This window comes from Candidatus Methylomirabilota bacterium (assembly GCA_035315345.1).
Taxonomy (GTDB): Bacteria; Methylomirabilota; Methylomirabilia; order Rokubacteriales; family CSP1-6; genus CAMLFJ01.
Genome location: DATFYA010000067.1, coordinates 1 through 11,305 on the forward strand (window position 1 = coordinate 1; position 11,305 = coordinate 11,305).

An 11,305-nucleotide genomic window follows, 5' to 3' on the forward strand; every position below is an offset into this window, starting at 1 on the left:
GGCGTAGGTGGCCATGAGGTGCGTGGAATTGGCGGGGCCGCCGCCGGTGAGCACATAGACGAGCTGGAAGTCGAAGAAGGTGATGATGATCGAGAACGTGGTCACGATGAACAGCACCGGCAGCAGCGACGGCAGCGTGACGTAGCGGAAGCGGCCCCAGGTGCCCGCGCCGTCGATGGTCGCCGACTCGTGCAGCTCGATGGGGATCGTCTGCAGCCCGGCCAGGATCGAGATGCCGAAGAAGGGCAGGCCGCGCCAGGTATTGACCATGATGATCGAGATCATGGCCAGCGTCGGCGAGCCGAGCCACGACGGCCCCGGATTGGCCAGTCCGCTCACCACCAGCAGGCGGTTGAACAGGCCCATGCCGGGGTCGAGGATCCACTGCCACGCCACCGTGCTGAGCACGGTCGGCACGATGAACGGCAGCAGGAGCATGGCCCGGCTGAAGGCCTTCATGCGGAAGTTCTGGTTCATCACCAGGGCCATGCAGAGCCCGCCCACCGCCTTCAGCACGGTGGCCGCCGCGGTGAACTTCACGGTGTTGCCGACCGATTGCCAGAAGATCGGATCGTTCGCGAGGGTCACGAAATTCCGGAGGCCCACGAACGACGCGGCCCCCGCGACTTCCCGATGGAAGAAGCTGAGATAGACGCCGTAGAAGAAGGGATACCCGAGGAAGGCCAGGAGGAAGAGCACGGGCGGCGTCAGCATCAGCCAGCTGTAGACCTGCTCCCGCTCCACGAAGGCGCGGAGCCGCCCGAGCCCGACGGGCCCGTGGGCGCCCACCTCCAGGGTGGGCGCCCCCGATGCCTCGAAGATTCGACTCATGCCACTCCGTAGATCTGCTTGAGCTGTCCGACCGCCTCCGCGATGACCGACTTGGTCGGCGCGCCGGTGCACGCCTTGGAGAACATGTCGATCACCACCCAGCGGTTGACCACCGCGCCGTGGGCCCGATTGGCCGGCGCCGGCCACGAGGTGAGCTTGCCGGTCTCCAGCACCTTCTGGAACGGCTTCACGCGGGGCTCGATGTCCCAGTCCGGGAACTTGTCGAACGCGTGCAGGTATGGGGCGAAGTACATGTCGCCCGAGGAGATCCACGGGCGGTACTGCTTGGGATCCATGATCCAGCGCAGGAAATCCTTGGCCGCCTGCGGGTCCGGCCCGTAGGCGAACACGCCGTGGGTCACCGGCACCAGCGAGTGATAGCGCTGCCCGGTCGGGCCCTTGGGATTGAGCGCGTGGTCGATCACCTTGCCCATCTCGGGCAGGTCGCGCTTGGCCGACACCATGATGGAGTAGGCGTTGTTGGTGCACGAGATCTGGCTGGTGAGGAAGGCCTTGTTGTTGTGCGGGTCGAGCCAGCCCACGCAGTCCTCGATGCAGGCTTCCTTGTAGAGCCGACGCACGAAGTCGACCGCCTTCGCGGTCTCGCTGCTGTCGAGCGCGACCTTCTTGCCGGTCTTGTCCATGACCGTCACGCCGTAGGACCACAGCAGCGGGTAGAGCCACGAGTAGTTGTCGGCGAAGCCGTGGCCCATCGACATGCCGAAGGGATGCCCCTTCGCCTTGAGCTTGATGCCGGCCTCGAGGAACTCGTCCCAGGTGTCGGGGAACTTCTTGATCCCGGCCTCGTCGAACCAGTCCTTGCGGTAGACCATCACCTGGCCGATGTTGGCCTGCGGCACCGACTTCCACTTGCCGTTGTCGACGGACAGGGCCTTGATCTCGTCGTACCAGCCCCCCTGCTCCTTGCCCACCGCGTCGGCGATGTCGCTGACGTCCACCAGCGCGTCGCGGTAGAGCCACTCCTGCTGCACCCAGGCCAGGTCCGCACCGGACTTGTTCTCGACCATCGAGACCAGCTGCGGCACCGCGCCGCCGCCGGCGGCCTGGATCTGGTACTCGATCTTGATGCCGGTGGACTTCTGATAGGCCGGGATCAGCACCTTCTGGAAGTGCTCGTCGAAGTTCTTCACGTACGAGCTCTCGCGCGCGAACGTGATGGTCGTCGGCTTGGCCTGGGCGTGGCGGGAGATGAACGGTCCGGTCGCCACGGTGGCGGCCCCGGCGGCAAGCTTCAGGAAGTCACGGCGGGACGCCTTCGGCGGTGCGGGTTGTGCCATGCAATATCCCCCTGTGTGTGGAACGTGGATGGCGCAGCACGGGATCCCGAGCCCCGCCAATCAGCCCGCCGGGGCTCGCGGCTTGCCGGAATCGTGCGCCAGATCAGGCCAATCGTCAAGAGTTGGCTGGGACCCGCCGCTCCTGACGCTCGTACCAGTGCGCCATCACCTGCATCACGAGCCAGGCGCCCGGCGGAGGCCGGCAGGGCCACCCGGGCGGCCGGCCAGCCCCAGCGATCGACGATCCAGGCGAACGCGGTGGGTGTCGCGGCGTTGACGACGAGGACGGGGTGGCGATGACCCCGAGCACCGCTCCGTGGCCCCGGGCGCCGAACATGACCAGCGGGACCGGGCCCCGCACGATGGTGATGACGCCCTGGCGGGCGCCCATGAGCAGGGTGAACGCGACGACCAGGGACAGACGGCGGTGACGCGGCCGCCGGCGCTCGATACGAGGCCCATCGCGAGCAGGGCGACGGTGAAGCCGAGAAAAACGAAGCCATGGCTCCAGCCGGTGTCCTGGCTGATCGGGCCCGCGAGGACACCGAGGCATTAGTAGCTCGTTCCCCAGGCGGTGATCTGGGTGATGCCGAGCGAGAGCACCGCCCGCGCCATCGGGTCGGCGAGACGCCCCGACCGTCGCATTCGGAGCGCATCGGGGCGGGAGCGTAGCACGAGAGCGCGCACGGCCGGACCGGCCGATGCGGCGGTCAGGATCGCGGCGTCAGGAGCGGATCGGGGGAGGCGGCATCGGCGACGACACGCCCGGGTCCGGGAGCGCCTCGTCCACCATGCCGGCCACGTGCTCGATGTCGGTGTCGGTCGTCAAGGCGTGATCCGGCGTGTCCGGCTCCAGGCGGAAGTGCTCGGCGAGGCGCTGCACGAGCCGGAGCGTCGCGGTCGATTCCTGCTCGGCCAGCAGGTTGATCTGCAGATCCAGGTGCTCGCGCCGGTCGGCCTGCCGTGCCATCTGATTCTGGCTGATCAGGATCCAGATCGACAGGAAGATCGCCTCCAAAGACACGATGGTGGTGAGCAGGCTGAACGGGAACGGATCGAACGGGCGGATCCGACGGACGAAGCCGGTATTGACGAGAATCCACGCGGCGAACCAGACCGCGTGGAATATGGCGCAGGCCGCGGTCCCGGCGGAGCGGGTGACCAGTCCGGCCACCCGCTCCGACACCGATCGGGCCTGGACCTGCCCGGCTTCGAGCCGGGCGATCTGCTCGACATTCCGGGCGACCGTCGCCCGCGTCGGGCCGCGGTCCGTGCGCATGCTCACCCGAGGAGGACCGCTCTAGAGCATCTCCTTGCGGGCCTTCTTGGCGCGCGCGGCGCCGATGGCCGTCTTGACCTCTTTCTCTTCCTCCGGAGGCGGCAGCACCGCGGGCAGGCCCAGTGACTCGATCCACAGCTCGCGGCACCAGCCCGTCGTGTGATAGAGGTGCTCGTCCTCCTCCTCCTCGACGTCCTCGTAGGCCTCGCTCAGGGCCTTCTTCTCCTCTCCCTGCGCCTTGCCCGCAGCTTCGTGGACCAGCTCCCAGTTGAGGTGATCCTTGGTCTCGGCGAGCACCACGGACTCGCACGCGACGAGCTGCGCGGCCTCCGGCGGCCCGCTCGCCAGCGCCAGCTCCATCGCCTTCACCAGGGACTCGCCGGTGTGGCGCACCACCGCGCGGCCGGGAGTCTCTTCCTCCGGATCGAGCCCCATCTTCTCCATCAGCTCCACCACGATGCGCTCGTGGTTCTTCGTCTGCTCCAGGTACTCCTCCCACTCCTCCTTCAGCTCATCGTTGAGCACGCAGCGGAGCGCGGTCTCGTACACCTGGATGCCCCCGTGCTCGGTCTCCAGCATCTGGTAGATCAGCTCGTTCAGCTGTTCGCGCTTCATCTCGTCCTCCAATCGTTTTCGGTGGCTTGGACGTCGGGTCCGCGGTCTTGATAGCAAGCGTCGTACCGGCGATCAGGGGGCGGCGCCTCGGGCCGCCCAACGCTCCGGGATGAGGCACATGACTTGCGTAACTGACGGCGCCACCGCCGGAACTGGCGCGTATCTGGAACGATCTAACCGGTCATCCTTACCGACGGGGATGATCCGAACTCGAAAGGACGGCAGCGATGAGGCGAGGACGCGTGGCGATGGTGGCAGCGTTGTTGCTGATCGGCGGCGTCGTGCTGGGCGTCTGGAGCCAGCCGAGCCGCGGGCAAACTCCGCCTCGGCAGCCGGCGGATGCGGTCCACGACGCTCAGACCCCGCGGCCGGCCGGAGCGACGCGGCCCGAGCTGCGCCAGACCGACCACGATCGGTCCGGTGTCTTCGCCCCCGACGCGGCGCCGCCGTCATCGACCGCACTTCCCGCGCAGCCGGACGGCGGACGCGCCCTCGGCTTCGATTTCGCGCGCGACCCGCTCAACGCCAAGAAGCCGATGCAGACCTTCGACGAGACCATGAAGGAGGACGTCGCGGCCAAGCCGGGCGTCATGGACACGCAACGCCAGCTCCTCCAGAGCCGCTACGACCTCACGCCCCGGCTCGATCCGGCCGCCCGGATGTCGCGGGGCAAGCCGCTGGCGGTGGGGCCGACGGCGCGCCTCGGCGGCGGGCTCACGTGGGACCGCCTGGCCTCGATGAAGCCCGACGAGATCCGCTCGCGCAAAGTGTTCCCGTACCCCGCCCTGCCGCATCCCAAGCACGCGACGGGCGGGATGGTGTTCCCGCCGATGCAGATCGCGATGTTTCCCCGGCTCGAGCGCTTCGACGTCGACTTCGACCTGCCCGAGGCCTTCCTGCCCGAGTTCCCGCCCGCCATCTTCCTGCAGAGCCGGCCCGAGCTGGGCGATGTGTCGCGCGGGGAGGTCGTCTCGATCAACAACTTCCACCGCCTCTTCAAGGACCTGATCACGCCGGTGCAGCTGGACGGCCTGCGCATGCTGGTGACGCCGTTCCCGCAGGAGGAGTTCAACGCCACCGACGATCGCAAGAGCGCGGCGCCCAGCCTGGGCGTCACCTGCCTGGACTGCCACATCAACGGCCACACCACCGGCCAGTTCCATCTCAATCCCGACGACCGGCCCCAGGCGCGGCGCTTCCGGCTCGACACGGTCAGCCTGCGCGGCCTCTACAACCAGCAGATCCACGGATCCAAGCGTAGCCTGCGCTCGGTGGAGGATTTCACCGAGTTCGAGCAGCGCACCGCCTACTTCAACGGTGACCCGATCCACGCGGTGAAGAAGGGCATGAACATCCTGGACCGCATCCCGGTCAGCCACATGGCCCAGATGCAGAACATGTTCGACTTCCCGCCCGCTCCCAAGCTGGATCCGATGGGCCGGCTCGACCCCGGCCAGGCCACCGACGCCGAGAAGCGCGGCGAAAAGCTGTTCTTCGGCAAGGCCCAGTGCGGCACGTGCCATCCCGCGCCGACGTATCTCGACCAGCAGATGCACGACCTCAAGGTGGAGCGGTTCGTGGACGAAGCGCCCCTGGGTCCCATCAAGACGTTCACCCTGCGCGGGATCAAGGACAGCCCGCCCTATCTGCACGACGGCCGGCTGCTCACGCTCGAGGACACGGTCGAGTTCTTCAACCTGGTGCTCGGGCTGCGCCTGACCACGCAGGAGAAGGCCGACCTCGTGGCCTTCGTGCGCGTGCTGTGACGACCAGGGCGATTCCCGCGAGCTCCGCGGCTTCTCGAGCCGAGAAGCCGAGCCGGTGCACGCGATCGTAGTGCGCCACGATCGCCTCGTAGCTCTCGAACCGGCCGTCGTGGTAGAACCCGCCCTTCAAGCGCACGAACAGGCCCTTCGACGGGGTCGGCGGTAGGTCCTACCGATTGCCGTCGCTACTTCCGACGCGTCGTCCGATTCCGAGCAATCCGAGGTGCGGGTTTGGTCGTTTACTGGTTGATGGACGATACGCCCCCCAATGGATCGGACCGGCCGCCGGCTCGGGCGACGGTCGCGGCGAGCAGGCTGCCCGGCCGCAACCCGGATCGGATCTGGGGGGGGCCGAGCTCGGGCGGAGAGTGTGCCCGCTGCGATCAGGCGATCGGCCGCGGCGAGCTCGAGCTCGAGCTGGAATTTGACCGCAATGATGGTTCGTCAGAGCCCGAGCGATATCGGGTTCACGTGCGGTGTCTCTCGGGCTAGACCCGCGAGCGTCCCGATGGTGCCGACTGACCTCTCGCCATGTGTTGACGGTCTCCGGCAGCGCCGCTATAGTGGCCGCGCATGGAACAACCGAAGAGGCTCGGCGAGCTGCTGTTCGCCAAGACGCCCGAGGCCATTCCGGAGAGCGAGTGGGTCCTCCTCGTGCAGGCGATCGCCGGAGGCGACCAGCGCGCGTTCCACACGCTCTACCGCTGGACGCACCGGATCGTGTTCACGCTCATCGTGCGGATCACTCGCAATCGAGAGACGGCGGAAGAATTGACCGTCGACGTATTTCATGACGTCTGGCGCCGCGCTTCGACCTACACTCCGGGCGGAGGATCCGTCGTCGGCTGGCTGATGAACCAGGCCCGCTCACGAGCGATCGATCGGATCCGGTTCGAGCAACGGAAGAAGCGAGTTCCCGGTCCGCTCGCCGACCCCTTCGACGGGAGCGAAGACGCGGATCCGCATCGCACCGCGACGGCCCGGGAGGAGGAGAGTCTGGTGCGGGACGCGCTCGCGGAGCTGTCACACGACGAGCGGCGCGCGATCGAAACCGCGTTCTTCTCCGAGCTGACGTACGTCGAGACGGCATCCCGGCTGAACGAGCCGATCGGCACCGTGAAGACGCGAATCCGGTCCGGATTGGCCAAGCTCCGGCGGGTGCTCGCGGGAAAGGGGCTCCGATGAGCATCCAGCGCCACGACGAGAGCCACGAGCACCTGGTCGCCCTCTCCCTGCTGCACGCGCTGCCTGCCGAGGAGCGGCGTGAAGCAGAAGCGACCATCGGCGCGTGCCCCGCATGTCGGGAGGACGTGGAGACGCTCCGGCCGGTGCTCGGGGCCCTCGTCGCGTGGCCGACCGACGTGCTACGCCCTTCCCCCGACCTGTGGAGCCGCTTGGCCAGCCGAATCGGGGCGGCCGCGGGCGACGAGATGGCCGCCCCCGCCGCCTTCGGCTGGCACGAGGCCGGCCCGGGCATCTTCTACACCGTGCTCGCGCGAGACCGGGAGCAGCAGCGCGTCAGCCTCCTGGTCCGGCTGTCTCCGGGCGCCGCCTATCCGCCCCACAGTCACGCCGGAGTCGAGGAGCTCTACCTGCTGGATGGCGAGCTCTGGATCGACAACCGAAAGCTCTATCCGGGGGACTACAACCGGGCCGAGGCGGGCACCGCGGATCAGCGGGTATGGAGCGAGACCGGCTGCACCTGCGTGCTCCTCACCTCCAGCCAGGACGTGCTTCGCTAGGCGTTTCCGGCTGCCCTTCGAGTACCTGACGAGGTGACGCCCCGCCCGCCACGTCTCAACCTTGCCGGGATGACCGACGTGTGCCAGGGTCAGCCGCACACTCAGGGGATCATGTCGCCATGACGGCCTGGAAGGGGCTGCCGCTCTGGCTGATCCTACCGCTGGCGCTCACGGCGAGCCCGGCGGCCGGCGCCGAGAGCATGCGTGTCCTCATGGTCCACTCGTTTGGCAGCACCTCGCCCCCGTTCACGACCCACTCGACCGCGTTCGAGACCACGCTGACCAAGGAACCGGGCAAGCGCGTCGATCTCGACGAGGTTTCGCTCGACATGGCGCGCTACGCGCAGCCGGACATGGAAGAGCCGTTCGCACAGTTCCGGTTCCGGCGAGACTCACCCTGGGTGCTGTACCGTCACTACATCATCGCCGGCGCGACGTTACTGGTGGTGCAGGCCGCACTGATCATCGCTTTGTTGGTGAATCGAACACAGCGTCATCGGGCGCAACGCGCGCTCGCCGAGCGACTTCGATTCGAGACATTGTTCTCCGAGCTCTCGGCAAGGCTGCTGAGTCATCGGACGAGCGAAATCGGCCGCGAGCTCGAGCGCATGCTCCAGAGGGTCGGTGAGGAGTTGAATTTCGACCGGGCGATCCTGAGCGAGTGGACGGAAGGAAAGAGGCGCGCTCACGCGACCTACGCGTGGACCCGGAGCGGCGTCATCGCCGCTCCCGAGACGTTCGAGGCCGAATCCTATCCATGGATCGCAGCCCGCCTGGCTCGCGGCGAGGCGGTGCACCTGCCGCATGTGGACTCACTTCCCGCCGAGGCAAGCATCGACTTGCGGAGCTTCCAGCGCGCGGGCGTCCGGTCCCTGGTGGTCGTCCCCTTGATCGTCCAGGGGACGATCGTTGGCGCCCTGGGATTCAGCAGCCTGCGCGGTGAGCGAGTGTGGCCGGCCGAGTTGTTGCCGCGACTGCAGCTTCTCGCCGATGTGTTCGCGAACGTATTGGCCCATCAGCGGGCCGACAGCGCGGTGCGGCACAGCAATGAGCTCAGGCAACAGGCAGAGGACGAGGCCCAGCGACAGCGCGAGGAGCTGGCGCACGCGCTCCGCGTCACCACGATTGCCGAGTTGACCGCCTCGCTCGCCCATGAGGTCACTCAGCCGCTGACCGCCGTCATCATGAACGCCCGGGCCGGGCATCGATCTCTCGCGCCCGAATCGGGCGGCGAGCTGCGGCAGATTCTCGAGGACATCTGCCGCGACGCCACCAGGGCCGGTGACGTGGTTCAGCGTCTTCGAGCCTTGCTCCGCAAGGGCGAGCCGGAACGCAAGCTGCTTGATATCAATCAGCTGGTCACGGGAGTGACTACGCTCATCCGCCACGACCTCGAGCGAGCCCAGGTCTCGCTGCGCCTGGCCCTCGGCGAGGCCCTACCACACGTGCCGGGAGACCCCGTGCAGCTTCAGCAGGTGATCCTCAACCTGTTGCTCAACGCGTGTGATGCCATGTCGGTCGTTCAGAGTGGATTGCGGACGCTGGATGTTGCGACCGATCACGATGGGCAGGGACTTGTCATCGTCACGGTCCGCGACTCCGGAGTCGGAGTATCGGAATCTGAGCTGACCGGTATCTTCGAGCCATTCGTCACGACCAAGCCCCAGGGGCTGGGCATGGGCCTGGCGATCAGCCGCTCGATCGTCGAGGCGCACAAAGGTCGTATCTGGGCAACGCGCAACGATGACCCTGGCCTCACGGTCCACATTGAACTTCCCATCTCGGCGACGTGAGGGTCGGCCTGCCGGTCGGCAGGCGCCTCTGGTGGCCGTTGGCACGCTCGGCTGGCGCTTGACATGGAGGGTGGCGCGCCCACCGTTCCCTTAAGGATGGCGGCAATGCGCTGTGCCCAGTGCTCGGGAACGTCTATCTCGAACAAAGCGATGTGTCGTACTGGCTGGAGCGAGCGAGAACCGAGGCGTTCACACCATGCCCCGCCACGCGAACATATCCGGCCCGATGAGCCCCGCCGCGACGACGACCCGGCTACCCGAGGCGCATCGCGCTGCGGTATTCGCGGTCCGGTAGCGCCGTGGGCGCTTGGTCTGGGGACTACTTTGTCTTCTCGGTCGGCTTGCTGTTGGTCATGTCGAGAGCCGACCTCAACCCCTTGGCGAGCGTGACGGCGTCGTCGTTCGCCCAGAAGTGCATGTAGAACAGGCGCGGGTTGTCCCCCAGCGCATGGTTGTGGATGGCGGTCACCTGAATCCCGTGTACCCGCAGCGCCCGCGCCACCGCGTTCACCTCGCGGCCGATCAGCACGAAGTCTCCCGTGATCGCCGCTTTCCCATCCCCGGTCGGCTGGAAGTTCAGCGCGGTGCTCACGCCCATCGCCGGCAGCAGCTCCATCCCTTCCTCGGTGATGCGCTCGGCTCGCGCCACACTCACCTGGAGGATACCGTTGTTGACTCGACCAGAGCGGCCGAGCACGGCCTCTACCTGCTGCTGATCGATGCCGAGGCCCATGGGCGCCGCCGGAGCGGGCGCGGCCGCGGGGCCGAGCGGTGTGCCGCTGGCGGACAGCGCGCCGCGCAGCGCGGTCGCGAGCTGCGAAGCCGACCCTCGTCCGACGTAGTGCATGTACATCACGTGCGGCGACATCTCGTTCAGGTGGTTGTGGAGAGCTGTCACCGCAATGCCCGCGTTGAGCAGTCGGAGCATGACCTCGCTGATCTCCTCGTCCAAAAGCACGAGGTCGCCCATCACCATGGCGTCTCTTCCCATGCTCTTGAACGCCGCGTACGAGCCCAGGGCGAACCCCGGCTTCACCTCCACTCCCTGAACCGTCACCTTGAGATCCGTCCTCGGGAAGGCCGCGCGATATACCCCTCCGGGTTGCATTTGCCCGGCCCTGCCGAGTGCCTGCTCTACCGGCTTCCACTTCGCGTCCGATTGCTGCGGTCCCCTCGCCTCATCGGCAGCGCGAGCCGAACCGACCGCGCCGATCGCTGCCATCAGCGCCAACATGAACGTCCAAACCGCTGACCGCCTCAGCATCCGCATGACCCGGAACCTCCTCCCGTCACCGGCGGGACCGTGACATCCCCTCGCACATCCGTGTTGACCCAGCCGCTCAGCCGGGATGTGACCGAGCCGGACCTACCCGGTGACCCCACGAATCGTCAAGTCGTCAAAGGCGGTGACCGAATCCGCCTTCGTCCACAGCCCCACGCGCCCGGCCTTGAGCCGGGAATCCCGATGGTCGAGATAGAGCGATCCATTGAGCCAGCCCTGCAGGCGGTCTCCGATCGCAACCACGCGCACCGTATGCCACCGCCCCAGGGCCGGCGCTTTCACGCCGGCGCTCGCCAGCTGGTGGCGGCCGTGGTCGTAGTAGTAGAGGCGAAAGTTGGACTCGAGCGCGTTCGCCCGCACCACGTAGTACTTCCCGTCATCGAAGCGGCACACGATGCCTCCGGACGCGTCCTCGCGGCCGGAGATCGGCTTGAACTTCATCGACACGTCGACGGCGATGTACGGACCCGCGGGCGCGACCACGACGTTGAACTGGTTCCTCGTGGCCTGCTGAACGAGCACCTTGCGACCGCTCGGTGCGTCCGGCATCTCCTCGACAACCCACTGGCCGTCTACAGTGGTCCAGCCCTCAGTGCCCTTCGCGTCGAAATCGAACGTTTCCATGGTCGCGCCGTCCGGCACCTTGAGCTCCTCGGCGGCCGTGCCCGGCCGGAGCCGCACCCAGCCGGCCGCCGCCGC

Annotated in this window: 10 protein-coding genes; 4 read left to right on the forward strand and 6 right to left on the reverse strand. The window is 67.4% G+C overall.

The features are described 5' to 3' along the window. The 4 genes from VKN16_07920 to VKN16_07935 all read right to left on the reverse strand — a co-directional run. A partial coding sequence (locus VKN16_07920) for a sugar ABC transporter permease (GenBank protein ID HME94125.1) occupies positions 1-831 on the reverse strand: 831 nt, incomplete at its 3' end. Then, a complete protein-coding gene (locus tag VKN16_07925) occupies positions 828-2,129 on the reverse strand; it encodes an extracellular solute-binding protein (protein HME94126.1) in 1,302 nt (433 codons plus the stop codon). The genes VKN16_07920 and VKN16_07925, both read right to left, overlap by 4 nt. A gap of 724 nt (positions 2,130-2,853) precedes the next feature. Beyond that, entirely contained in the window at positions 2,854-3,408 is a 555-nt protein-coding gene (locus tag VKN16_07930; protein HME94127.1) for a DUF1003 domain-containing protein, read from the reverse strand. 21 nt (positions 3,409-3,429) lie between these two features. Beyond that, positions 3,430-4,023, reverse strand: a complete 594-nt coding sequence (locus VKN16_07935) for a hypothetical protein (protein ID HME94128.1) — start codon at positions 4,021-4,023, stop codon at positions 3,430-3,432. Between the two features lie 227 nt (positions 4,024-4,250). On the opposite strand from VKN16_07935, the gene VKN16_07940 reads away from it, so the two are divergent. The 4 genes from VKN16_07940 to VKN16_07955 all read left to right on the forward strand — a co-directional run bounded on the left by VKN16_07940 (position 4,251) and on the right by VKN16_07955 (position 9,324). After that, complete coding sequence (locus VKN16_07940) at positions 4,251-5,789, forward strand: cytochrome B6 (GenBank protein ID HME94129.1); 1,539 nt, start codon at positions 4,251-4,253, stop codon at positions 5,787-5,789. A 573-nt stretch (positions 5,790-6,362) separates the two neighbouring features. Further along, positions 6,363-6,974 carry a sigma-70 family RNA polymerase sigma factor gene (locus tag VKN16_07945; protein HME94130.1) on the forward strand — a complete coding sequence of 204 codons (612 nt, stop codon included), beginning with the start codon at positions 6,363-6,365 and terminating at the stop codon, positions 6,972-6,974. Beyond that, on the forward strand, positions 6,971-7,531 hold the full coding sequence (locus VKN16_07950; GenBank protein ID HME94131.1) for a cupin domain-containing protein: 561 nt from the start codon (positions 6,971-6,973) through the stop codon (positions 7,529-7,531). The genes VKN16_07945 and VKN16_07950 overlap by 4 nt, the downstream gene beginning before the upstream one ends. 119 nt (positions 7,532-7,650) lie before the next feature. Then, positions 7,651-9,324: an ATP-binding protein gene (locus tag VKN16_07955; protein ID HME94132.1), complete on the forward strand. Its 1,674-nt coding sequence runs from the start codon at positions 7,651-7,653 to the stop codon at positions 9,322-9,324. Between the two features lie 319 nt (positions 9,325-9,643). Here VKN16_07955 and VKN16_07960 read toward each other — a convergent pair whose 3' ends face one another. Next, positions 9,644-10,594, reverse strand: coding sequence for a DUF1259 domain-containing protein (locus VKN16_07960; GenBank protein HME94133.1), 951 nt, complete (start codon positions 10,592-10,594; stop codon positions 9,644-9,646). 96 nt (positions 10,595-10,690) lie between these two features. After that, the coding region (locus VKN16_07965; protein HME94134.1) for a family 16 glycoside hydrolase at positions 10,691-11,305 on the reverse strand (615 nt) is incomplete at its 5' end.